This is a genomic window from Streptomyces sp. NPDC043896, assembly GCF_056435605.1.
The window spans coordinates 177,363-200,229 of record NZ_JBWKEE010000005.1 but is presented as its reverse complement, the minus strand read 5'-3'; the positions used below and the strand labels follow the sequence as shown (position 1 = coordinate 200,229).

At 71.4% G+C, this 22,867-nt stretch carries 19 protein-coding genes; 10 read left to right on the top strand and 9 right to left on the bottom strand.

Annotated features, from left to right (window positions below; genetic code table 11):
- Positions 1–177: 177 nt before the first annotated feature.
- Genes AC069X_RS09240 through AC069X_RS09230 form a run of 3 tightly spaced genes read right to left on the bottom strand, consistent with a single transcriptional unit; the run spans position 178 to position 2,245 of the window.
- Complete coding sequence (locus AC069X_RS09240) at positions 178–1,350, bottom strand: cystathionine gamma-lyase (protein ID WP_478726692.1); 1,173 nt, start codon at positions 1,348–1,350, stop codon at positions 178–180.
- Positions 1,347–1,853: a low molecular weight protein-tyrosine-phosphatase gene (locus AC069X_RS09235; RefSeq protein ID WP_478726690.1), complete on the bottom strand. Its 507-nt coding sequence runs from the start codon at positions 1,851–1,853 to the stop codon at positions 1,347–1,349. Before AC069X_RS09235 ends, AC069X_RS09240 begins: the two co-directional genes overlap by 4 nt.
- Positions 1,854–1,864: 11 nt before the next feature.
- Positions 1,865–2,245 carry a phage holin family protein gene (locus AC069X_RS09230; RefSeq protein ID WP_478726688.1) on the bottom strand — a complete coding sequence of 127 codons (381 nt, stop codon included), beginning with the start codon at positions 2,243–2,245 and terminating at the stop codon, positions 1,865–1,867.
- A 93-nt stretch (positions 2,246–2,338) separates the two neighbouring features.
- On the opposite strand from AC069X_RS09230, the gene AC069X_RS09225 reads away from it, so the two are divergent.
- The 4 genes from AC069X_RS09225 to AC069X_RS09210 all read left to right on the top strand — a co-directional run bounded on the left by AC069X_RS09225 (position 2,339) and on the right by AC069X_RS09210 (position 4,513).
- Positions 2,339–2,656, top strand: coding sequence for a cupin domain-containing protein (locus tag AC069X_RS09225; RefSeq protein ID WP_478726686.1), 318 nt, complete (start codon positions 2,339–2,341; stop codon positions 2,654–2,656).
- A gap of 184 nt (positions 2,657–2,840) precedes the next feature.
- Positions 2,841–3,059, top strand: a complete 219-nt coding sequence (locus AC069X_RS09220) for a DUF5326 family protein (RefSeq protein ID WP_478727010.1) — start codon at positions 2,841–2,843, stop codon at positions 3,057–3,059.
- Positions 3,060–3,219: 160 nt separating this feature from the next.
- Positions 3,220–3,966 (top strand): IclR family transcriptional regulator, encoded by a 747-nt coding sequence (locus tag AC069X_RS09215; protein WP_478726684.1) that lies wholly within the window; start codon positions 3,220–3,222, stop codon positions 3,964–3,966.
- 97 nt (positions 3,967–4,063) lie between these two features.
- Positions 4,064–4,513, top strand: a complete 450-nt coding sequence (locus tag AC069X_RS09210) for an SsgA family sporulation/cell division regulator (RefSeq protein ID WP_478726682.1) — start codon at positions 4,064–4,066, stop codon at positions 4,511–4,513.
- A gap of 46 nt (positions 4,514–4,559) precedes the next feature.
- Here AC069X_RS09210 and AC069X_RS09205 read toward each other — a convergent pair whose 3' ends face one another.
- Positions 4,560–6,029 carry a YibE/F family protein gene (locus AC069X_RS09205; RefSeq protein WP_478726680.1) on the bottom strand — a complete coding sequence of 490 codons (1,470 nt, stop codon included), beginning with the start codon at positions 6,027–6,029 and terminating at the stop codon, positions 4,560–4,562.
- Between the two features lie 178 nt (positions 6,030–6,207).
- Here AC069X_RS09205 and thiC point away from each other — a divergent pair, with 178 nt between their 5' ends.
- Positions 6,208–7,995 carry a phosphomethylpyrimidine synthase ThiC gene (gene thiC / locus AC069X_RS09200; RefSeq protein WP_478726678.1) on the top strand — a complete coding sequence of 596 codons (1,788 nt, stop codon included), beginning with the start codon at positions 6,208–6,210 and terminating at the stop codon, positions 7,993–7,995.
- A gap of 217 nt (positions 7,996–8,212) precedes the next feature.
- On the opposite strand, the gene AC069X_RS09195 is transcribed toward thiC, so the two are convergent.
- The 3 genes from AC069X_RS09195 to AC069X_RS09185 form a co-directional block, all read right to left on the bottom strand.
- Positions 8,213–9,028 carry a hypothetical protein gene (locus tag AC069X_RS09195; RefSeq protein WP_478726676.1) on the bottom strand — a complete coding sequence of 272 codons (816 nt, stop codon included), beginning with the start codon at positions 9,026–9,028 and terminating at the stop codon, positions 8,213–8,215.
- 149 nt (positions 9,029–9,177) lie between these two features.
- Positions 9,178–10,422, bottom strand: a complete 1,245-nt coding sequence (locus tag AC069X_RS09190; RefSeq protein ID WP_478726674.1) for a metallophosphoesterase — start codon at positions 10,420–10,422, stop codon at positions 9,178–9,180.
- Between the two features lie 231 nt (positions 10,423–10,653).
- The gene (locus AC069X_RS09185) at positions 10,654–11,769 is read right to left on the bottom strand and encodes a LacI family DNA-binding transcriptional regulator (RefSeq protein WP_007265278.1); all 1,116 of its coding nucleotides are present in this window, start codon (positions 11,767–11,769) and stop codon (positions 10,654–10,656) included.
- Between the two features lie 362 nt (positions 11,770–12,131).
- On the opposite strand from AC069X_RS09185, the gene hisC reads away from it, so the two are divergent.
- Positions 12,132–13,211, top strand: a complete 1,080-nt coding sequence (hisC, locus tag AC069X_RS09180; protein WP_478726672.1) for a histidinol-phosphate transaminase — start codon at positions 12,132–12,134, stop codon at positions 13,209–13,211.
- Positions 13,212–13,243: 32 nt separating this feature from the next.
- On the opposite strand, the gene AC069X_RS09175 is transcribed toward hisC, so the two are convergent.
- Positions 13,244–13,612, bottom strand: coding sequence for a cyclophilin-like fold protein (locus tag AC069X_RS09175; RefSeq protein WP_478726670.1), 369 nt, complete (start codon positions 13,610–13,612; stop codon positions 13,244–13,246).
- Between the two features lie 202 nt (positions 13,613–13,814).
- Here AC069X_RS09175 and AC069X_RS09170 point away from each other — a divergent pair, with 202 nt between their 5' ends.
- From AC069X_RS09170 to AC069X_RS09155, 4 genes are read left to right on the top strand one after another with little or no spacing between them, the layout of a single operon-like run.
- On the top strand, positions 13,815–15,320 hold the full coding sequence (locus tag AC069X_RS09170; RefSeq protein WP_478726668.1) for a cytochrome ubiquinol oxidase subunit I: 1,506 nt from the start codon (positions 13,815–13,817) through the stop codon (positions 15,318–15,320).
- Positions 15,321–15,338: 18 nt separating this feature from the next.
- On the top strand, positions 15,339–16,340 hold the full coding sequence (cydB, locus tag AC069X_RS09165; RefSeq protein ID WP_478726666.1) for a cytochrome d ubiquinol oxidase subunit II: 1,002 nt from the start codon (positions 15,339–15,341) through the stop codon (positions 16,338–16,340).
- 46 nt (positions 16,341–16,386) lie between these two features.
- Positions 16,387–20,013: a thiol reductant ABC exporter subunit CydD gene (cydD, locus tag AC069X_RS09160; RefSeq protein ID WP_478726664.1), complete on the top strand. Its 3,627-nt coding sequence runs from the start codon at positions 16,387–16,389 to the stop codon at positions 20,011–20,013.
- A 37-nt stretch (positions 20,014–20,050) separates the two neighbouring features.
- Positions 20,051–21,796, top strand: coding sequence for a sensor histidine kinase (locus AC069X_RS09155; protein ID WP_478726662.1), 1,746 nt, complete (start codon positions 20,051–20,053; stop codon positions 21,794–21,796).
- 28 nt (positions 21,797–21,824) lie between these two features.
- Here AC069X_RS09155 and AC069X_RS09150 read toward each other — a convergent pair whose 3' ends face one another.
- A complete protein-coding gene (locus tag AC069X_RS09150; RefSeq protein WP_478726660.1) occupies positions 21,825–22,706 on the bottom strand; it encodes a Cof-type HAD-IIB family hydrolase in 882 nt (293 codons plus the stop codon).
- Positions 22,707–22,867 lie beyond the last annotated feature (161 nt).

Sequence of the window (22,867 nt, the reverse complement as noted above, 5' to 3'; positions counted from 1 at the left end):
CGGTGGGGGCCTTCAACTATAAATATGCCGATAGGCCCCTGTCGTTACCGTGATTGGACTCTGACGCTGAGTCAACTAGCCTTGTCGGCGTGGTTCTTCTCTCGGGGAACCCGGGGCGGTCCGAGCCACCAGGGGGGAGGCTCGGACCGTCTTGCGTCCGCCGTCTTCCGGCGGCGTTCAGGCCCGGGAGGCGGCGGAGTCCAGGGCCCGGAGCACGTCGGCGACCAGGTCCTCGGGGTCCTCGGCCCCGGCGGAGAAGCGGATGAAGCCCTCCGGCACGGCGTCGCCGCCCCAGCGCCCGCGCCGCTCCGCGGTGGAGCGGACACCGCCGAAGCTCGTGGCGTCCTCGACCAGGTCGAGGGCGGTCATGAAGCGTTCCGCGTGCGCGCGGTCGGGCAGGGTGAAGGAGACCACCGAACCGAAACCGCGCATCTGTCCCGCCGCCGTCTTGTGGGAGGGATCGGAGGCGAGCCCCGGGTAGCGCAGCCCGGTGACCTCGGGCCGGTCGGCCAGCGCCTCGGCCACGGCCAGCGCGTTGCCCCACTGGCGTCCGGTGCGCAGCTGGAGGGTGGCCAGGGAGCGGTGGGCGAGCCAGGCCTCCATGGGTCCCGGGATCGCCCCGACGATCTTGCGCCAGCGGCGGACCGCCGCGGCCTGTTCCGGACCGCGGCAGACGACGTAGCCGAGCAGCAGGTCCCCATGGCCGGTGAGTCCCTTGGTGCCGCTGGCGACGGAGAAGTCCGCGCCGAGTTCCAGCGGCCGCTGCCCGAGCGGCGTCGCGAGGGTGTTGTCGACGGCGACGAGGGCGCCCGCCGCGTGCGCCGCCCGCACGAGGCGGCGTACGTCGCACACGTCGAGCCCCGGATTGGACGGGGTTTCGATCCACAGCAGCCGCGCCCCGTCGAGGGCGGCGAGCTGGGCGTCCCCGCCGGTCGGTGCGGTGCGCACGTGGACGCCGTACGCCTCGAGCTGTTCCCGGACCAGGGGCAGCGCCTGGTAGCCGTCGGAGGGCAGGACGACGGTGTCGCCGGCGCGGGCCTGGGAGAGCAGGACGGCGGAGACGGCGGCCATGCCGGAGGCGAAGACGACGGTCTCCACCCCTTCCTCGCCCGGTGCCTCCAGCTCCCCGATGGCGCGTTCCAGCAGGGTCCAGGTGGGGTTGGTGTCACGGCCGTAGGAGTACGGGCCGGACACGTCGCCGGGGAGGTGGAAGTGGGCGGCGAAGACGGGTCCGGGCAGCGGCGGTTCGTTCTTGACGGGCTCGGGCAGTCCCGCGCGGACGGCGCGCGTGCTGTCGCCGTAGCGGCCTGCCGGTGTACCGGCTCCTTCGCCGGGGGTGGGTGCGTTCACGGGGCGGGCTCCTTCACGGCGGCGCGTACGGCTTCCAGCAGGCCGGTGCTCGCGGCCTCGACCAGGGCCAGGCACTCCTCGAACCCGTCGTACGGGCCGTAGTACGGATCGGGGACGTCGGCCGCGTGCGCCGCGCCGTCCCGGGCTGCCGTACCCGGGTCGTACGAGCGCAGCAGCCGGACCTTGGCGGCGGCCTCCGGGGTGGGCGCGAGGGCGCGCAGGTCCCGCAGGTGGCCGGCGTCGAGGGCGATGACGAGGTCGAGGCGGTCGAACCACGAGGCCCGGAACTGCCGGGCCCGGTGGTCCTGCTCGTACCCTGCGGCCTCCAGCACGGCCACCGTGCGCGGGTCGGCGCCGTCGCCCTCGTGCCAGCCGCCGGTGCCGGCGCTGTCCACCCCGACCAGGCCGTCGAGCCCGGCCTCGGCGACGCGGGCGCGGAAGACCGACTCGGCCATGGGGGAGCGGCATATGTTGCCGGTGCAGACGAAGCACACGCGGTACATGGGCGGTCCGCTCAGTTCTTGTCGGGCAGGGCCAGGTTCACGGCCCAGGAGACGATGGAGATGATCAGGCCGCCGAGGACGGCGGTCCAGAAGCCGTCGACGTGGAAGCTCAGGTCGAGCTGCTTGGCCAGCCAGGAGGTCAGCAGCAGCATCAGCGCGTTCACCACGAGGGTGAACAGGCCCAGGGTGAGGACGAACAGTGGGAGGGAGAGCAGCTTCACGACGGGCTTGACGATGAAGTTGACCAGTCCGAAGACCAGCGCGACCAGGATCAGCGTCAGGGCGCGGCGGCCCGTGCTGCTGCCGTCGTCGAGCGTGATGCCGGAGAGCAGCCAGATGGCGACGGCCAGGGCCGCCGCGTTGGCGAGCGTCTTGACTAGGAAATTCGTCATGTGTCTGATCGTGGCAGAGAAGATCCGGGCCGGGCATCGGCAGATCAGCGGATCCCGGGGCACCACCGGGCAAGAGCAAGGGGCACAGCGAAGATGAAGGCCTTCCGGCTGGACGAGCTCGAAGCGGAGCGGGCCGCGAACAACGGCGCCTACCTGCAGTTCCTGCGGGAGCGGCACATGTCGGTCGGGCTCTACGCGCTCGACGCCGGGCAGAGCGATCCGCAGCAGCCGCACCGGCAGGACGAGGTGTATTTCGTGGTGAGCGGCCGGGCCTCGATCACGGTCGGCGACGAGACGACGGTGGTGGCGAACGGCAGCGTCGTCTACGTCCCGGCGGGGGTGCCGCACAGGTTCCACCACATCACCGAACCCCTGAAGGTGATGGTGGTCTTCTCCCCGCCGGAGGGCTGAGCGCGGAACCGGCCTGAGGGTCGTCCCCCTGATCCCCCTAGGGGGCGGGTCAGGGGGTTCCGGGGGCTCGCGGCCCGCCGTCCGGGGCCGCCGCCTCCTAGCATCGGGAGCGAGGAAAGAAACGGACACGCGGGCTCACGGAGCCACGGGTCACGGACGAGGAAGAGGTAGGAACATGGACGGGATCCGAGCGCTGTTCGCGGGCATGCCGTGGTGGGTCAAGTGGGTCGCCGTTCCGCTGCTGGCCCTCGTCGTCTTCGGCGGAGTGATCACCTCCATCCTCAGCACGCTGATCTCGTTCGCCTTCAACGTGCTGCTCTTCGTGGCGCTCGTCGGCGGTCTGATCTTCGTGGTCAAGAAGTTCAGCGGCAGTGGGTCGAAGGCCTCCTCCAGCGACTGGTAGGACCGCCGCCGGCCACGGGACCCCAACGGGTCAGGGGATTGACCCAGGCGGGGGAACGGGACCGGCCGAACCACCCGCACGCCGGGAACCGGTGGATACAGTTCCAATCTGTGTCGGTCCCGCCTGGGGGTGAGCTTTGCCTTCGGTTCACAATCCCGGTGTGCCGACCCTGATCGGTTCGGTGCAGCGGGCGTTGAGGCTCCTCGAAGCGGCGGGGTCCCATAGCGGGGGAGCCCCGGCGAAACAGCTGGCCCGCGAAGCCGGGCTCCCGCTCCCCACCGCGTACCACCTGCTGCGCACCCTGACGCACGAGGGCTATCTGCGCCGGGAGGGCGGGGTGTTCGTCCTCGGCGACGCGGCCGGCCGGCTGGCCGGTGGCGGACTTCAGCAGAAACGTCGCAGCATGATCCTCGATTCGCTCGCGCATTTCCGCGACGCGGTCGGGGCCCCCGTCTACTTCGCGGTCTACCGCGAGGGTGAGATCGAGGTCGTGGGTGTCTCGGACACCCCGGCCAACCCCGCCTGCGAGGAATGGGCCGACTTCCGCGCGACCGGCCACGCCCACGCCATCGGGCAGTGCTTGCTGGGCCAGCTCGACGAGAAGGCGCGCAGGGACTACTACGACCGGTATCCGGTCGAGAGCATCACGCCCTACACCGTGCGGGACATGCGCGCCCTGGAGGAGCGGATCGGCTCCCTGGAACGCATGCAGCCCGTGATCGAGCGGCAGGAATACGCCTTGGGCACGGTGTGCGCGGCCATCCCGATCACGGCCGGCGACGCCGCCGCGACGATGGCGATTTCCCTCCCTGTGCACCAAGCCGAACGATTGCTCTGTGTAGTGGATCGACTACGGAGTGAAGTAGGCGCGCTGTTGAGCACCCTCTCCTTCTCTATCAGTATCTGAAAACTCACTCCTTGTGATCTGCTAGCGCTTCCACCACCCTTGTCAAGAGGGCCCTGGGGGACCATTCCTGGCCACTTCCACTACAGCGGGGTAGTCAATGCGCGAGTCGGTACAGGCAGAGGTCATGATGAGCTTCCTCGTTTCCGAGGAGCTCGCGTTCCGGATTCCGGTGGAACTCCGGTACGACGCCCGTGATCCGTACGCGGTACGCCTGACCTTCCACCTTCCCGGAGACGCGCCCGTGACCTGGGCGTTCGGCAGGGAGCTGCTTCTCGACGGGATCAACAAGCCGTGCGGTGACGGCGACGTGCACATCGCGCCCACCGACCCGGAGGAACTGTCCGACGTCCACATCCGGCTCCAGGTCGGCGGTGACCGAGCCCTGTTCCGGGCCGGCGCGGCACCGCTCGTCGCGTTCCTCGACCGGACCGACCGGCTCGTTCCGCTCGGTCAGGAGCGCAGCCTCGGCGACTTCGAGGAGAGCCTCGACCAGGCGCTCGGCAAGATCCTCGCCGGGTCGCAGCAGAACGAGCGGAAGGCGGGCTGAGGCCGGTCGGGGGGGGGGGTCCGGCCCCCCGCCCCCGACCGGCACTTCAGCGCTTGCGCCGGCGGCGGCCCCGGCCGCCGCGGGCCGGTCCGGCGGTCCCGCCGGTGGCCGTACCCGTTGCCCCGGCGCCGGCCGAGGGACCCGGCCGGTCGGCGGAGACCACCAGCGCCGCCAACGCCGTGGTCACGGGCACCGAGGCCACCAGCCCGATGGAGCCCACGAGGGTCCGTACGATCTCCTCCGCGACCAGCTCGCTGTTGGCCACCGTGCCCATGCTGCTGTTTGCGATGGAGAACAGCAGCAGGAGCGGCAGTGCGGCGCCCGCGTAGGCGAGTACGAGGGTGTTGACCACCGAGGCGATGTGGTCGCGGCCGATCCGGATGGCCGCCCGGTACAGGGCGCGCGGGCCCATGTCCGGGTCCGCCTGGTGGAGTTCCCAGACGGCCGAGGTCTGGGTGACCGTCACGTCGTCGAGCACGCCGAGCGATCCGATGATCACGCCTGCGAGCAGCAAACCGCTCATGTCGATGTCGGGGTAGAGCCCGTGGATCAGCCCCGTGTTGTCGTCCGTGTTGCCGCTCAGGAACGCCTGTCCGATGAACATCGAGCCGAGCAGCCCGATCAGCAGGAGCGAGACCAGGGTGCCGAGGACGGCGACCGAGGTCCTCGCCGTCAGCCCGTGGCACATGTAGAGGGCGATGAGCATGATCGCGCTGGCGCCGATCACCGCGACGAGCAGGGGGTTCGAGCCCTGCAGGATCGCCGGGAGGATGAAGAGCGTCAGGACCCCGAAGCTGACGACGAGCGCGATGAGGGCGAACAGGCCGCGCATCCGGCCCACCGCGACGACCGCGACGGCGAAGATCCCGGCGAGCAGTGCCATCGGGAACTTCCGGTTCAGGTCGATCACCGAGTACTGGAGGTCCCGGGGCGCGTCCGGGGCGTACGCCACCACCACCTCCTGGCCCTTCTCCAGCTGCCGCGGCGCGCCGGGCTGGACGATCTCGAAGAACGCCCGGCCCCGCTCCGGCCCGCTGGTCACCTCGACGGTGGCCTTCTTGCACTCGCCGGTCTGGGCCGCCTGCGCCTCGCGTCCCTCGGGGGTGGAGGTGTCGCCCGTGGGCGGGACCTGCGAGGCGTTCACCGATTTGCAGTCGACCTTCGCGAGAGCGACGACCTTGCCCTGCTGCGTCTGACGGTCGAACCCGACACCGGTCCGTTCGTGCGCGGGGGCGCCGCCAGGCCAGAGCACTGCCATCCCGATGAAAACGGCGGCGGCGAAGGGGATCAGCACGGCGGCGATCACCTTGCGCAGGTGCTTGGAGACCGGGGCGGCCGGCCCGTGACCGTGGCTGTGCCCATGGCCGTGGCCGTGGGAATGCCCGTGGGAGGAGGCGGCCGCATGCCCGTGGGACGCATGCTCGTGGCCGGTGTGGCCCAGGGGATCCGTGGGCTCGTGGGGAGGCTGCGGCGAGTACGTCACAAGCAGATCATCGCAACAGATGAGGGGGCCCACTGTTCAGCACGCCACACACGACGCTAACGTGGGGGCTACTTTGCACAACGCGGGAGCTCGGAGCACCGGGCTGAGAGGGCGCTGATCACCGTACGCGCATGAGAATGCGTACGGGAGGAGGCTGCGTCGACCGCCGAACCTGTTACCGGGTAATGCCGGCGTAGGGAGATCAGGTCTCATGACCATTCAGGACGCACGCACGCCTGCCGTCAGCCAGAACGCCGACGGCCAGACCGAGCGCCAGCCCGGCTGGCACAAGGGATACCTGGCGGGCTCCCGCCCGGACATCCGGGTGCCGGTCCGCCAGGTCCACCTCACCACGGGCCAGGACGTGACGCTGTACGACACGTCCGGGCCGTACACCGACCCGCAGATCGAGACCGACGTGCGCCGGGGCCTCCCCCCGCTGCGCGAAAACTGGATCATCGGCCGCGGTGACACCGAGGAGTACGCGGGACGCCCCGTCCGCCCCGAGGACGACGGCATCAAGCACACCTCCCCGCGCGGTGGCCTCAAGAACCTCGACGCGGTCTTCCCCGGCCGTCCGCGCCAGCCCCGCCGGGGCCGTGGCGGGGCCGCCGTCACGCAGCTCGCGTACGCCCGCCGGGGCGAGATCACCCCGGAGATGGAGTACGTCGCGATCCGCGAGAACGTCTCCCCCGAGGTCGTCCGCGAGGAGATCGCCGCGGGCCGCGCGGTGCTCCCGGCCAACGTGAACCACCCGGAGATCGAGCCGATGATCATCGGCAAGAAGTTCCTGGTGAAGGTCAACGCCAACATCGGCAACTCCGCGGTCACCTCCTCCATCGAGGAGGAGGTGGAGAAGATGACCTGGGCGACCCGCTGGGGTGCCGACACGGTCATGGACCTCTCCACCGGCCGTAACATCCACACCACCCGCGAGTGGGTGCTGCGCAACTCCCCGGTCCCGATCGGCACCGTGCCCCTGTACCAGGCCCTGGAGAAGGTAGACGGCAAGGCCGAGGACCTGACCTGGGAGATCTACAAGGACACCGTCATCGAGCAGGCCGAGCAGGGCGTCGACTACATGACGGTCCACGCCGGCGTGCTGCTGCCGTACGTGCCGCTGACCGCCCGCCGCAAGACCGGCATCGTCTCGCGCGGTGGCTCGATCATGGCCGCGTGGTGCCTGGCGCACCACAAGGAGAACTTCCTCTACACGAACTTCGAGGAGCTCTGCGAGATCCTCGCGACGTACGACGTCACGTACTCGCTGGGTGACGGCCTGCGTCCGGGCTCCATCGCGGACGCCAACGACGCGGCCCAGTTCGCCGAGCTGAAGACGCTGGGCGAGCTGAACACGATCGCCAAGCGGCACAACGTCCAGACCATGATCGAGGGCCCGGGCCACGTCCCGATGCACAAGATCAAGGAGAACATCGACCTCCAGCAGGAGATCTGCGAAGAGGCGCCGTTCTACACGCTCGGCCCGCTGACCACGGACGTCGCGCCCGCGTACGACCACATCACCTCGGGCATCGGCGCCGCGATGATCGCCTGGTGGGGCACCGCGATGCTCTGCTACGTGACGCCCAAGGAGCACCTGGGCCTGCCCAACCGGGACGACGTGAAGACCGGTGTCATCACGTACAAGATCGCCGCCCACGCGGCGGATCTGGCCAAGGGCCACCCGGGCGCCCAGGAGTGGGACGACGCCCTGTCGGACGCGCGCTTCGAGTTCCGCTGGGAGGACCAGTTCAACCTGGCCCTCGACCCGGACACGGCTCGCGAGTTCCACGACGAGACGCTCCCGGCGGAGCCGGCCAAGACCGCGCACTTCTGCTCCATGTGCGGTCCGAAGTTCTGCTCCATGAAGATCTCGCAGGACATCCGCCGTGAGCACGGCGGTGACCTGAAGGCGGATGAGATCGAGGCGGGCATGGCGGAGAAGTCCGCCGAGTTCGCGGCCTCCGGGAGCCGGGTCTACCTGCCGCTGGCCGACTGATCCGGGGGATGAGGGCCGACCGACGGCGTTCCGGGGGGAGTCGTCGGTCGGCCTTCGCCGTTCTCGGGGCCGCTCGCCTTCGTGGATGTTTCACGTGAAACGGACGTGAGGCGCACGTGGGGCGGATGCGAGGCCCGTGGGGCGGATCCGACGGCGCCGTGAGACGGACGTGCGGACGTGGAACGGGACCGTCGGGCGGAGGGCCGCCCGGGGAGCCTCACTCGGGGTCGTGTTCGGGGCCGCCGAAGTCCGGGCTGGTGAAGTCCGGGGACGTGTAGCCGGGGCGGGGCCCCTGGGAGGCGGGGCCGGGGCTGGTGAAGTCCGGCCGGGTGTAGCCCAGGCTGGGGATCCGTCCGGCACCCGGCGTACGGGGCACCGGGTAGCCCGGCCCGGCGGTGGGGTCCGCCAGGGCGTCTCGCAGGAACGGCACGATGCCCCGTTCCAGCAGCGCGTTGCGCCAGGCCTCGCGGGCGCGGGAGAGCTCGTCGGGTATCGGCACGCTCTCCGCCGCCGCGACCTCCGTGGAGCTGTTGCGCAGGGCCGTCACGAGGAGGCCGACCACCGCGAAGAGCAGGGCGGCAGCGGTGAGTGCGCCGAAGAGCCAGCCGACCGTGAGCATGGTCTCGGCGAAGGCCGGTGCGGGCTCGATCAGTTTCAGGCCGTAGCCGAACAGCAGGAAGATCAGCATGGCGGTGCCCGCCAGGACCGGGGCGAGGACGCCGACCACGGCGCTCACGCCTGCGCCGTCGCCCTGTTCTTCGGAGCCGTCCTCGGCGGCCGTTCCGGGGGCCGACAGCGCTGCGTCGCGCAGTTCCTCCCGTACCTTCACGTAGTGGTCGTACTCGGCGGCCGCGGCGGCGGTCAGCAGTGTGGTCGCGGCCAGGGCCATGGTGCGCAGCTGTTCGGCGTTCAGCCGTTCGCCCAGGGTGGCGAGTTCCGGCCGTCCGTCCGCGGTGCGCAGCGCCTCGTCGAGGAGCCGGTCGAACTCCGGTCGGTCTTCGGTGAGCAGGTGCGGAGCGCTGGTCATGTGCATCCCCCGATGCTCCGTACGTGCCGGTATGCCCGCGTGGATCCGGGGCTCCGGCACAAACGGAGGAGAGCCTGCTACGGATAGGGCGATGGTAGAGCGCCCCTGCCACGCCGTGACAGGGGCTTTGCTGAAATACCCCGCTCCGAGAACGCTCAGTCGCGCAGAGGTAGTTGAACGACGAGCAGCTTGCCCGCCATCGTCACTCCGCCGTCCATCGCGATGGCCAGCCCGTCCGCGTACACGTGCGGTCCGTCCACGGCTTCCGGGCCGTGGGAGTCGTCGCCGTCCTCGGTGCCTACCTCGCCCAGCAGGTACGGGATGGGGCTGTGGCCGTGCACGACGCGGTTGCCGCCGTAGGTGCCGAGGAGTTCCCTCACGGCCTGGGGGCCGGTCTCCTCGTCGCGGAACGCGAACCGCTTGGTGAACTTGCGGAAGAGGTCCCAGGTGATGTCCGCGTCGTTGCGGTTGAGGAGCTCGTGGATGGTGTCGTTGACGTCCTCGATGGAGTCGCCGTAGTCCAGGTACGCGGTGGTGTCGGAGTGCAGCAGCAGGTGGCCGTCCTGCAGCGTGGCCGCGTCGAGGCGGGACATCCACTGGAGGTGGACGTCCTCCAGGCGCTCCATGTCGCTGCGCTGGCCGCCGTTGAGCAGCCAGGCGGCCTGGAAGGTGGCGGTGCCGGCGCCGGAGGACACGGGGGTGTCGCCGAAGCGCTTGGCGCCGATGAGGAGCAGCTCGTGGTTGCCCATGAGGGCCTTGCAGTAGCCGCCGGCGGCCGCGGCCTCGGCGGACAGCCGCATGACGAGGTCGATGACGCCGATGCCGTCGGGGCCGCGGTCGGTGAAGTCGCCGAGGAACCAGAGCCGGGCGTTGCCGGCGGACCAGCGGCATTCGGCGTCGATGAGGTGCTGGGCCTGGAGTTCGGCGATGAGCTCGTCCAGGTAGCCGTGGACGTCGCCCACGACGTAGAGGGGGCCGGGGCCGGAGCCGGGGGCCTCCTGGGGGACGTAGTGGACCTGCACGGTGTCGCCGGGTCCGCCCGTGGTGCCGCGGCCGATGATCGGCAGGTCGCGCTGCGTGGGGGTGTAGCCGTCGTCGGTGTCGTCGTACTCGCCGTCGCCCGCGGTCCGCTGCTGCGGGACGGTGTCCGTGCCGGGGCGGGCGAGGGGGGCCGCGGGGCGGTCGGAGTGCTCGGGGGCGTACCCGGGCCGCGGGGGCAGGGGCACGCCGTCCTCGTAGTACGTGGGGTACTCGCCGTACACCGGGGCCTCGCCGAAGACGGGAGGCTCGCCGGGCGGCACGGCGGGCGCGGGGTACGGCACGGGTTCGGTGACCGGCACCCGGAAGTCCCGCAGCGTGTCCGTCCGCATCGCGGGTCCCTGACCGGCCCCCTGAGTCATCGACCCCTCCACCACCGTCGCGCTGCCGTGCACCCGCGGACCCTTCTCACCGCCTGGGCGGAGGGTCCGTGATGTCGTGCGCCCATCATAGGAATGCGGCTCGCGCTCTGTGACGCACCAGGGGTGGTGAATCCTGGCCGGAACCTCTCCTTCCTGCCCTTTTCTCCCGATTTCGGAGTTGTTGAAATCCTCGGCGGGGCCGTCGGCTCCGCCGAGGTGACGGTGTGGCGGTCAGTCCTGGGCGGGTGAGCGCGGCGGGCTGACGGTCGTCCGGGGGGTTCTGCGCTGCGAGGAGGTGCGGATGATGAGCTCGGTCGGCACGACCTGCTCGACGGGGCGTCCGGTGTCCACTCCCTCGATCGCGTCGATCAGCAGCTGCACCACGGCGGTTCCGATGCGGCGGGGCTTGAGGGAGAGCGTGGTGATGGGCGGTTCGGTGTTGGCGTAGACGGTCGATTCGCTGCAGCAGACCAGGAGGAGGTCCTCGGGGACCCGCAGCCCGTAGCGCCGGGCGGCGGCGAGGAGGTCGGTGCCGTTGGGGTCGAAGAGCCCGTAGACGGCGTCCGGCCGGTCGGGGCGGGCCAGAAGGCGGTCGGCGGCGACGGCACCCGCACAGGGATCGTGGGCGGGGTAGGACTCGTAGACGGGGTCCTGGCCGACGCGCTCGCACCAGTTGAGGTAGGCGGTCGTGGAGAGCCGGGTGTACGTGTCGGTGGTGGTGCCGGTCAGCAGCCCGATGCGGCGGGCGCCGGCGGCGGCGAGGTGGTCGAGCAGGCCCAGTACGGCGGCCTCGTGGTCGTTGTCGACCCAGGCGGTGACGGGGAGGGTGCCCGCGGGCCGGCCGTCGGAGACCACGGGCAGGCCCTGGCGGACGAGCTCGCTGACGACGGGGTCGTGGTCGGAGGGGTCGATCACGACGGTGCCGTCGAGGGCCACGTTGGACCAGACGTCGTGCCGTGAGGTGGCGGGGAGGATGACGAGGGCGTAGCCGCGGGCGAGCGCGGCGGAGGTCGCGGCCCTCGCCATCTCGGCGAAGTACGCGAATTCGGTGAAGGTGAAAGGTTCATCCCCGTACGTGGTCACGGTCAGGCCGATGAGGCCCGACTTGCCGGTACGGAGGGTGCGGGCCGCGGCGGAGGGGCGGTAGCCCAGCCGGTCGGCGACCTCGCGGACGTGGCGGCGGGTGGCGTCCGGGAGCCTCCCCTTGCCATTGAGCGCGTCGGAGACGGTTGTGATGGACACGCCCGCCGCGGCGGCCACGTCCCTGATGCCGGCCCGGCCCTGTCGCCCGCCGACCCGCCGGGTGGTCTCGGTCCGGCTCACCTGATGCTTCCCTGCTGCTGTCATGGCGAGCCGATAGTAGGGCTCGGAGGGGAGGGTGGTTCGGGTGCATATGCACGCGTTGACAGGCACGATTCTGCATGGTTCGCCACCCCCAATGACCTTGGAATCAGAGGTATTTCGCTTCTGGGTCTGAGGGTGGGGCTTGTCGGCGGGTACGAGCATGCCAAAACGGGGCCGTCCCGGGCCGGTCGCAACTCACCTGCACGAGGGACGCGCGCCACGGCGCGGGCCACCGGCGCGCGCATATATGCGCGCGCTCCCCCTGTGTTCCTGGCGCCCACCATTCTCGGATCGGCGGAATCCTCATAAGGTGAGCAGTATTGAGTCGACGGGGACGTCGACGGGACGGTCGAGGAGGACCTGCGGTGAGCGAGAAGAGCCCGAAGCTGCGCGCCGAGCTGGACGGCATCCCCACCTACAAGCCCGGCAAGCCCGCCGCCGCGGGCGGGGCCGTCGCTTTCAAGCTGTCCTCGAACGAGAACCCTTACCCGCCGCTGCCGGGGGTCCTGGAGACCGCTGTGGCAGCCGCCGGACGGTTCAACCGCTACCCGGACATGGCGTGCACCGGCCTGGTGAACGAGCTGGCGGAGCGTTTCGGCGTGCCGGTCGAGCACATCGCCACGGGCACCGGTTCGGTGGGAGTGGCCCAGTCGCTGATCCAGTCGACGGCCGGCCCGGGTGACGAGGTCATATACGCCTGGCGGTCCTTCGAGGCCTACCCGATCATCACGCAGATCTCCGGCGCGAAGTCGGTGCAGGTTCCGCTGACGGACGGGGACGTCCACGACCTGGACGCGATGGCCGCCGCGATCACCGAGCGGACCCGTCTGATCTTCGTCTGCAACCCCAACAACCCCACCGGCACCGCGGTGCGCCGTGCCGAGCTGGAGCGCTTCCTGGACCGGGTGCCCTCGGACGTCCTGGTGGTACTGGACGAGGCGTACCGCGAGTTCGTGCGCGACGCCGACGTGCCGGACGGCATCGAGATCTACCGCAACCGCCCGAACGTGGCGGTGCTGCGCACCTTCTCGAAGGCGTACGGGCTGGCCGGCCTGCGCGTCGGCTTCGCGGTCGCGCACGAGCCGGTGGCGGCGGCGCTGCGCAAGACGGCGGTGCCCTTCGGCGTGAGCCAGCTCGCCCAGGACGCGGCGGTCGCCTCGCTGCGGGCCGAGGACGAGCTGATGGGCCGGGTCGGGGCGCTGGTGAGCGAGCGCGCGCGGGTGCACGAGACGCTGCTGGCGCAGGGCTGGACGGTGCCGGACACCCAGGCCAACTTCGTCTGGATGCGGCTGGGGGAGCGGACCGCCGAGTTCGCGGCGGCCTGCGAGAAGGCCGGTGTGGTGGTCCGGCCCTTCGCGGGCGAGGGCCTGCGGGTCACGATCGGTGAGACCGAGGCGAACGACCTCTTCCTGCACACGGCGGAGGCCTTCTTCAAGGAGCTGTAGTCCAGGCCGTCAAGGGGCCGTGGTCCGGGTCGTCAGACCAGTTCCACACGGACGGGGTCGCCGTCGCGGATGGTGGCCAGGAGGCGGGGGTCGCCGTCGAACGAGCCGAGCACGTTGCAGGGGCTCGCCAGGCGGCTCTCGCCTCCGCGCGAGATGGGCGTGGGGCCGTAGGGCAGGGCGAGGGCGTCGCCCTCGGTCCAGAAGGCGACGGTGCCGGGCTCGACGACCTGCTGGGCGTCGTGCTCCAGCGCCACGGAGACGCCGGTGTCGAAGTAGACCTCCTCGCCCCAGGTGTTCGCGGAGGCGGAGATCGGGAGTGCCGCGGCCAGCGCCTTGCTGGTCGGGGTCTCGTCGAGGGTCGCGGTGAGCAGGCCCGCGGGCCAGGAGATTCGAATCTGCATGGGCCACATTCAACAATCTGTTGAAATTCTTGGCTAGTGGCCGATTAGGGGTACCCCGGCCGATTTGCGCGGGGGCTGGTAGGACATAATGCTTGTGAATGTGAACGCGTTCACAAGCGTGTCCTGCTTCCTCCCCGTATGGGAGGGAACCCGCCAGGCAGACTGCCCGCTGTGACCACGGCGACGACAAGGAGAAGACGACGTGGACCTAGCTTTGGCGCCCGAGACATTGGCGCGCTGGCAGTTCGGCATCACCACCGTCTACCACTTCCTCTTCGTGCCGCTCACGATCTCGCTCGCCGCGCTGACCGCCGGCCTGCAGACCGCGTGGGTGCGGACCGAGAAGGAGAAATACCTCAGGGCCACGAAGTTCTGGGGCAAGCTTTTCTTGATCAATATCGCGATGGGTGTCGTCACCGGCATCGTCCAGGAGTTCCAGTTCGGCATGAACTGGTCCGACTACTCGCGGTTCGTGGGTGACATCTTCGGCGCGCCCCTGGCGTTCGAAGCCTTGATCGCTTTCTTCTTCGAGTCGACCTTCATCGGCCTGTGGATCTTCGGCTGGGACAAGCTGCCGAAGAAGATCCACCTGGCCTGCATATGGATGGTCTCCCTCGGCACCGTCCTGTCCGCCTACTTCATCCTGGCGGCCAACTCCTGGATGCAGCACCCGGTCGGGTACCGCATCAACGAGGAGCGCGGCCGGGCCGAGCTCACCGACTTCTGGGCGGTCCTCACCCAGGACACGGCGCTCACCCAGTTCTTCCACACCATCACGGCCGCGTTCCTCGTCGGCGGCGCCTTCATGGTCGGCATCGCGGCCTTCCACCTCGCGCGCAAGAAGCACGTGCCCGTGATGCGCAGCTCGCTGCGGGTCGGCCTGGTCGTCATGATCATCGCCGGTCTGGGTACCGCGATCAGCGGTGACCTGCTCGCCAAGGTGATGTTCAAGCAGCAGCCCATGAAGATGGCGGCCGCCGAGGCCCTCTGGGACGGCGAGGCGCCGGCCCCCTTCTCCGTCTTCGCCTACGGGGACGTGGAGAAGGGCCACAACAAGGTGGCCATCGAGGTCCCGGGTGTGCTGTCCTTCCTCGCCAACGGCGACTTCGACTCCTTCGTCCCGGGCATCAACGACGTCAACAAGGCCGAGCAGGAGAAGTTCGGCCCCGGCGACTACCGCCCCAACATCCCCGTCGCCTACTGGGGCTTCCGCTGGATGATCGGCTTCGGCATGGCCTCCCTCGGGGTCGGCATGCTGGGCCTGTGGCTGACCCGCAAGCGGTTCCTGCTGCCGCCGGCGCTGCGCACCGGAGAGGACGAGGTCCCCCATCTCGTTCTCTTCAAGAAGGCGCTCAGCCCCCGGTTCTCCCGGCTGTACTGGATCGTCGCGCTCTGGACCATGCTCTTCCCGCTGATCGCCAACTCCTGGGGCTGGATCTTCACCGAGATGGGCCGCCAGCCCTGGGTGGTCTACGGGGTGCTGCGCACCAGGGACGCGGTCTCGCCGAACGTCTCGCAGGCCGAGGTGCTCACCTCGATGATCGGCTTCACGCTGCTCTACGCCGTCCTCGCGGTGATCGAGGTCAGGCTGCTCGTGAAGTACGTCAAGGCCGGTCCGCCCGAGCTCACCGAGGCCGACCTCAACCCGCCCACCAGGATCGGCGGGGACGACAAGAACCCCGACCGGCCGATGGCCTTCTCGTACTGAGGCTGAGGAGACCACACCATGGAACTTCACGACGTCTGGTTCGTTCTGATCGCCGTCCTGTGGACCGGCTACTTCTTCCTGGAGGGCTTCGACTTCGGCATCGGCGTCCTGACCAAGCTGCTCGCCCGGAACCGCATGGAGAAGCGGGTCCTGATCAACACGATCGGGCCCGTCTGGGACGGCAACGAGGTCTGGCTGCTCACGGCGGGCGGTGCCACCTTCGCCGCCTTCCCCGAGTGGTACGCCACCCTCTTCTCCGGGTTCTACCTGCCGCTGCTGGTCATCCTGGTCTGCCTGATCCTCCGGGGCGTCGCCTTCGAGTACCGGCACAAGCGGCCGGAGGACCGGTGGCAGACCAACTGGGAGCACGTGATCTTCTGGACCTCGCTGATCCCGGCCTTCCTCTGGGGCGTGGCGTTCGCCAACATCGTGCGCGGTGTGAAGATCGACCAGGACCTGGAGTACGTCGGAAGCGTGCTCGACCTGATCAACGTCTACTCGGTCCTCGGCGGCCTGGTCACCCTCACCCTGTTCACCTTCCACGGCGCGGTCTTCGCCGCGCTGAAGACCGTCGGTGACATCCGGGACCGCGCGCGTGCGCTGGCCACCCGGCTGGGCGTGGTGACGGCCGTCCTGGCCCTGGCCTTCCTGATCTGGACCCAGGCCTCGCGCGGTGACGTGTGGAGCCTGGTCGCCCTGGCCGTCGCCGTCCTGGCGCTGGTCGCGGCCCTCGGGTTCAACCTGGCGGGCCGGGAGGGCTGGGCGTTCGCCCTGTCCGGGATCACCATCGCGGCCGCCGTCGCGATGCTCTTCCTGACGCTGTTCCCGAACGTCATGCCGTCCTCGCTGGACGCGGCCTGGAGCCTCACGGTCACCAACGCCTCGTCCACGCCGTACACGCTGAAGATCATGACCTGGTGCGCGGCCGTGGCCACTCCCCTGGTCCTGCTCTACCAGGGCTGGACGTACTGGGTGTTCCGCAAGCGGATCGGTACGCAGCACATCGTCGACGCGCACTGAACCGCGCGCGTCACTCCTGCCCGACCCTGCCGAGGGGATGTTTCACGTGAAACCGATCGACCCGCGCCTGCTGCGGTACGCCCGTTCCACCCGTCTCTTCCTGGCGGCGGTGGTGGCCCTCGGGCTGGCCGGAGCGGGGCTGGTCGTCGGTCAGGCGATGCTCATCGCCGAGATCGTGGTCGGAGCCTTCGAGCGGGGCCTCGACGGGGCCGCACTCCGGACGCCACTGCTGCTGCTCGCGGCGGTGGCGCTGGGGCGCGGCCTCGTCGCCTGGCTCACGGAGCTGGCCGCGCACCGGGCGAGCGCGGCGGTCAAGTCGGAGCTGCGGGGCCGGCTGCTGGACCGGGCCGCCGACCTGGGGCCCGGCTGGCTCAGCGGCCAGCGCACGGGATCCCTGGTGTCCCTGGCCACTCGGGGCGTGGACGCGCTCGACGACTACTTCTCCCGCTACCTGCCCCAGCTGGGGCTCGCGGTGGTGGTCCCGGTGGCGGTGCTCGCCCGGATCGTCACCGAGGACTGGGTGTCAGCGGCCATCATCGTGGTCACCCTGCCGCTGATCCCGCTGTTCATGATTCTCATCGGCATGGCCACCCAGAGCCGGATGAACCGCCAGTGGCGGCTGCTGTCCCGGCTGTCGGGACACTTCCTCGACGTGGTCGCGGGGCTCCCCACGCTGAAGGTGTTCGGCCGGGCCAAGGCGCAGGCCGAGTCGATCCGCAGGATCACCGACGACTACCGCCAGGCCACGATGCGCACGCTGCGCATCGCCTTCCTCTCCTCCTTCGCGCTGGAGCTCCTCGCGACGCTGTCGGTCGCGCTCGTCGCGGTCACCATCGGCATGCGGCTCGTGCACGGCGAACTGGACCTGTACACCGGCCTGGTCATCCTGATCCTCGCGCCCGAGGCCTATCTGCCGCTGCGGCAGGTGGGGGCGCAGTACCACGCGGCCGCCGAGGGCCTGGCCGCCGCGGAAGAGATCTTCGAGGTCCTGGAGACCCCGGCGCCCGTCCGGGGCGGCGGCGCCGACGTCCCCGCCACCGGCCTGCGGATCGCCCTCGACGGGGTCGGCGTCCGGTACGAGGGGCGGGGCACGAGCTCGCCCGGTCCCGTCTCGTTCGTCGTCGAACCGGGCGAGTGCGTGGCCCTCACCGGGCCGAGCGGGGCCGGCAAGTCCACCCTGCTGAACGTGCTGCTCGGCTTCGTGACCCCGACCGAGGGGCGGGTGCGGATCGGGGACACGGACCTGGCGGAGCTCTCCCTCGCCCAGTGGCGGGAGCGGATCGCGTGGGTGCCGCAGCGGCCTCACCTGTTTGCGGGGAGCATCGCCGAGAACGTCCGCCTGGCCCGTCCCGGGGCGGATGACGACGCGGTGGAGGCGGCCCTGCGCGATGCCGGGGCGTGGGAGTTCGTCGCCGCCCTGCCGCGCGGGGCGCGGACCCTGCTCGGTGAGGGCGGGGCCGGGCTGTCCGCCGGGCAGCGCCAGCGCCTCGCCCTGGCCCGGGCGTTCCTCGCCGACCGGCCGGTGCTGCTGCTGGACGAGCCGACGGCCGCCCTGGACGGGGAGACCGAGGCCGCCGTCGTGGAGGCCGTACGCCGCCTCGCGGCCGGGCGGACCGTGCTGCTCGTGGTGCACCGGCCGGCGCTGCTGGCGGTCGCCGACCGGGTGGTGGCGGTGGGCGAAGGCGCCCAGGGCCTGCCGGGAACGGCTGCGGAGTCCGGCTCCGGCGTCGTGGCGGGGCCCGTGCCCGTCGCCGCCGTGAAGTCCGCCCGGGGCGCCGCCCCGGAGGCGGCCCCGCGCAGGCCCGCGGGGTCGGCCGGACCCGGCGAGTGGATCCTCGGGGGCGCGCCGGGGCCGGACGGCGGCGGGCCGGGCGGCGGCGGCCCGGGCGGCGGGAACGCGGTCCGTGCCGGAGCGGGCGGGGACCCGCTGCGGCGGGTGCGGGCCGTGGCCGCGGCCTGGCAGGGCCGGTTCCGGCTCGGGCTGCTGCTCGGGGCGCTGGCCGTCGGGAGCAGCGTGGGGCTCATGGCCGTCTCCGGTTGGCTGATCTCCAGGGCCTCGGAACAGCCCCCGGTGCTGTACCTGATGGTGGCCGTCACGGCCACGCGGGCCTTCGGCATCGGGCGGGCCGTCTTCCGGTACGCCGAGCGGCTCGTGTCGCACGACGCCGTGCTGCGGATGCTCGCCGACCTGCGGGTGGCGGTGTACCGGCGGCTGGAGCGGATCGCCCCCGCCGGACTGCGCGAGCAGCGGCGCGGGGACCTGCTGTCCCGGCTGGTGGCCGACGCCGACGCGCTCCAGGACTACTGGCTGCGCTGGCTGCTGCCGGTGGGCACGGCGGTACTCGTCGGCACCGGGTCGGTGGCGTTCACCTCCTGGCTGCTGCCGGAGGCGGGGGCCGCGCTCGCGGTGGGGCTGCTCGCGGCCGGGGTGGGGGTGCCGCTGCTCAGCGGGGCCTGCGCGCGGCGTGCCGAGCGGCGGCTTGCGCCGGCCCGGGGCGAACTCGCCACCCGGGTGGCCGATCTGCTGACCGGTACCGCAGAGCTGACGGTGGCCGGGGCCCTGGCCGGCCGGAAGGAGCGGGCGCGGGAGAGCGACGGAGTGCTGACCCGGATCGCCTCGCGCGGGGCTGCGGCCACCGGGCTCGGCAGCGGGCTGTCCGCCCTGGTGTGCGGGCTCACGGTGGTGTGCGCCGCGCTCGCCGGCGCGGGGGCCGTCGTCGACGGGCGGCTGTCCGGGGTGTCCATGGCGGTGGTGGTGCTGACCCCGCTGGCCGCCTTCGAGGCCGTCACCGGGCTCCCGCTGGCCGTCCAGTACCGGCAGCGGGTGCGCCGCAGCGCCGAGCGGGTGTACGAGGTGCTCGACGCCCCGGTGCCCGTCGCCGAGCCGGCCGAGCCGCGTGCGCTGCCGAAGTCGCCGTTCCCGCTGCGGCTGGCGGGGCTCGCCGCCCGGTACGGCGGGCAGGAGCGGGACGCGCTGCACGGGCTGGACCTGACCCTGGAGGCCGGCCGGCGCATCGCGGTCGTCGGGCCGTCGGGTTCGGGCAAGACCACGCTGGCGCAGGTCCTGCTGCGCTTCCTGGACCCGCGCGAGGGCCGGTACACCCTGGGCGGTACGGACGTGCGGGCCCTCGACGGCGACGACGTACGCCAGGTCGTGGGCCTGTGCGCCCAGGACGCGCACCTCTTCGACAGCTCGGTGCGCGAGAACCTGCGGCTGGCCCGTCCCGGGGCGAGTGAGGAGGAGCTGCGCGAGGCGCTCGCCAACGCCCGGCTGCTGGAGTGGGCCGACGGCCTCCCGGACGGGCTGGACACCCTGGTCGGGGAGCACGGCGAGCGGATCTCCGGCGGTCAGCGCCAGCGGCTGGCCCTGGCCCGGGCCCTGCTCGCGGACTTCCCCGTGCTCGTCCTCGACGAGCCGGCCGAGCACCTGGACCTGGCGACCGCCGACGCCCTCACGGCGGATCTCCTGACGGCCACCGAGGGCCGGACCACCGTACTGATCACGCACCGGCTCGCCGGACTGGCGGCGGTGGACGAGGTGCTCGTACTGGACGGGGGAGCGGTCGTGCAGCGCGGCGGGTATGAGGAGCTGGCGGCGGTCGAGGGTCCGCTGCGGAGCCTCCTGGAGCGGGAACGGGAAGCAGACGGGGCGCTGTCCGGCGCCACCAGCTGACTTTCCCTGCTAAACGGGACTAACTAGGCTCAAGGGCATGTCAGTGCAGGAGTCGCAGGAATCGCCGGAGTCACCGGAATCCCGTGGGGGCGCACCGGATTCGCTTGAGGCCGCCACCCAGGCCACCCGGAGCCTGCAAGGGCTGTCCACCGAGCTGACCGCCCGCGTCCCGCAGCTGCTGGAGGCCATGCGCTCGGTCGGTACCGGCCTCGAACTGCACTCCACGCTCGACCGCATCTGCGAGACGGCCGCCGAGCTCGCGGACGCCCGCTACGCGGCGATCGGGGTCGTGGACACGGACGGCCCCGGGCTCTCGGACTTCGTGACCTTCGGCGTCAGCAGCGAGCTGGCGCGCCGGATCGGGCACCGTCCCGACGGGAAGCGGGGGCTGCTCGGGGCGCTCATCTCCCATCCCGACACGGTGCGGCTCGCCGACCTGACGAAGGACCCGCGGTCGGCGGGCTTTCCCGCGCACCATCCGCCCATGAAGACCTTCCTCGGCGTTCCGATCCGGGTGCAGGGGGAGATCTTCGGGAACCTCTACCTCGCGGAGAAGAACGGCGGCGGCGAGTTCAACGACTACGACGTCCACATGGTCCGGGTGCTCGCCACCGAGGCGGGCATCGCCATCGGCAACGCCCGCCTGTACGAGGCCGCCACCCAGCGCGAGCGCTGGATCGACGGCTCGGTGGCCGTCACCACCGCCCTGCTGTCCGGCGGGGACGCGGACGACGCCCTCTCGGTCGTGGCCGAACAGGCGCGCCGCCTGGCCGACTCGGCCGCCGGGATCGTGATGCTGCCTGCGGCGGAGGGCGGCATGGAGATCGTCGCGGTATCCGCCGACAACCCTGCCACCTCGCTCGGCGTGGTCGTTCCCGCCGAGAGCCCGGTGGTGGACAAGCTGCTGCGGGGCGAGCCCGTCTTCGTGGAGGACGCCGCCGTCGATCCCCGCATGATCAGCAGGCTGACGAGCCAGTACGGCCCCTGCATGATGCTGCCGCTGCACAGCGGCGGGCGGGTGCTGGGCGCGCTGGTCACCCCGCGGGCCCGAGGCAAGAGGCCCTTCACGGAAGCGGAGCGGACCCTGGCCACGCAGTTCGCCTCCCAGGCGGCCCTCGCGCTGATGATGGCCGAGGCGCAGCGCGACCGGGAGCGGCTCGCGGTGTTCGAGGACCGCGACCGGATCGCCCGGGACCTCCACGACCTGGTCATCCAGCGGCTGTTCGCCACCGGGATGATGCTGGAGGGCGCGCAGCGCCGGTCGATCGTCCCTGAGGTCCGTGACGGCGTGGGCAAGGCGGTGGACGAGCTGGACGTGACGATCCAGGAGATCCGCACCGCGATCTTCGCCCTCCAGCAGGGCCCGGCGGAGGTCCCGTCGGGACTGCGCACCCGGGTGCTGCGGGAGATCAACATGGCGGCCGTGCCCCTGGGCTTCAAGCCCGCGCACCGCTTCCTCGGTCCGATCGACGCGGTCGTCGGCGAACTGGTCGGCAAGAACCTGATCGCCGCCCTGCGCGAGGCGCTGTCCAACGCGTTCCGGCACGCGGACGCGTCCCGGATCGAGGTCCTGGTGGACTCCACGGTCAGCCTGCCCGACGGGCGGCCCGGGGTACGGCTGGAGGTGGCCGACGACGGTGTGGGCATGCCGGAGGGGGGCCGGCGCAGCGGGCTGCGGAACCTGCGCCGCAGGGCGGAGTCGCTCGGCGGCTCCAGCTGGTACGGATCCGGCATCGGGGAGGACGGCGGCGGGACCACCCTGGTGTGGGAGGCCCCGCTGTGAGCCGTCGCGGGCGGGCCGCGGAGCGCGGCTAGCCGCGTGCGGCCAGCTCCGCCAGGATCTGTTCGATGACGACGGCGACCCCGTCCTCGTTGTTGTCGACCGTCCGGCCGGACGCGGCCGCGATGACGTCCGGGTGGGCGTTGCCCATCGCGTACGAGGTTCCGGCCCAGCGGAGCATCTCCACGTCGTTCGGCATGTCCCCGAAGGCCACCACCTCGGCGGGGGAGATGCCGCGTTCGGCGCAGCACAGCTCCAGGGTGCTGGCCTTGGACACACCGAGCCCGCTGATCTCCAGCAGTGCGGTCGGGCTGGAGCGGGTGATCGAGGCGTAGGCGCCGGCGGCCGACCGGGCCAGGGCGAGGAACTCGTCCGGGGCCAGTTCCGGGTGGTGCGCGAGGAGCTTCAGGACCGGCGCCGCCTGGTCGTCGTGCTCCTCGTGGAGCAGCTTCTCGGCGGTGGCGACCGTGGCACCCGGGTCCTGGAAGAACGGCGGGTAGGCCGGCTCGTAGTTGATGCCGGTGGTCATCTCGACCGCGAAGGAGGTGCCGGGGGCGGCCTGCCGGAGGGTTTCCACCACGGTGAGTGCGGTGGCCCGGGGCAGCGCCCTGACCTGTACGAACTCCCGGCCGGCGTGCAGGTCGACGACGGCGGCGCCGTTCGCGCAGATCGCCAGGCCGTGGCCGTGGACGTGGTCGCTGACCACGTCCATCCAGCGGGCCGGTCGGCCCGTGACGAAGAAGACCTCGATCCCGGCCTCCTCGGCCGCGGCGAGCGCGGCGACCGTGCGGTGCGAGACGGACTTGTCGTCGCGCAGCAGGGTGCCGTCGAGATCGGTGGCGATGAGCCGTGTCGCGGGGGTCGGCCCGTCCGGGCGCTGAGAAGCCGAGGTCACCGCTCCATCTTCACCCATGGGCCCCCGCGATCGAACCATGATCGCGAAGAGATGTTCGTCCCCCGGCCGCCGCCGGGAGTCGGTCCCGTGAAACCGGGTGTGGGGGGGGGGGGGGGGGGGGGGGGGGGGGGGGGGGGGGGCTGCGAGGACGGCGTCGCAGCCGCGGGCGGGGTGCCCTG

Bases quoted from the DNA above. Each gene is read 5' to 3' on its own strand.
- AC069X_RS09150 (WP_478726660.1), bottom strand. From the start codon at position 22,706: ATGGGTGAAGATGGAGCGGTGACCTCGGCTTCTCAGCGCCCGGACGGG.
- AC069X_RS09230 (WP_478726688.1), bottom strand. From the start codon at position 2,245: ATGACGAATTTCCTAGTCAAGACGCTCGCCAACGCGGCGGCCCTGGCC.
- AC069X_RS09195 (WP_478726676.1), bottom strand. From the start codon at position 9,028: ATGCACATGACCAGCGCTCCGCACCTGCTCACCGAAGACCGACCGGAG.
- AC069X_RS09185 (WP_007265278.1), bottom strand. From the start codon at position 11,769: ATGACAGCAGCAGGGAAGCATCAGGTGAGCCGGACCGAGACCACCCGG.
- AC069X_RS09225 (WP_478726686.1), top strand. From the start codon at position 2,339: ATGAAGGCCTTCCGGCTGGACGAGCTCGAAGCGGAGCGGGCCGCGAAC.
- cydB (WP_478726666.1), top strand. From the start codon at position 15,339: ATGGAACTTCACGACGTCTGGTTCGTTCTGATCGCCGTCCTGTGGACC.
- AC069X_RS09190 (WP_478726674.1), bottom strand. From the start codon at position 10,422: ATGACTCAGGGGGCCGGTCAGGGACCCGCGATGCGGACGGACACGCTG.
- AC069X_RS09155 (WP_478726662.1), top strand. From the start codon at position 20,051: ATGTCAGTGCAGGAGTCGCAGGAATCGCCGGAGTCACCGGAATCCCGT.
- thiC (WP_478726678.1), top strand. From the start codon at position 6,208: ATGACCATTCAGGACGCACGCACGCCTGCCGTCAGCCAGAACGCCGAC.
- AC069X_RS09235 (WP_478726690.1), bottom strand. From the start codon at position 1,853: ATGTACCGCGTGTGCTTCGTCTGCACCGGCAACATATGCCGCTCCCCC.
- AC069X_RS09210 (WP_478726682.1), top strand. From the start codon at position 4,064: ATGCGCGAGTCGGTACAGGCAGAGGTCATGATGAGCTTCCTCGTTTCC.
- AC069X_RS09175 (WP_478726670.1), bottom strand. From the start codon at position 13,612: ATGCAGATTCGAATCTCCTGGCCCGCGGGCCTGCTCACCGCGACCCTC.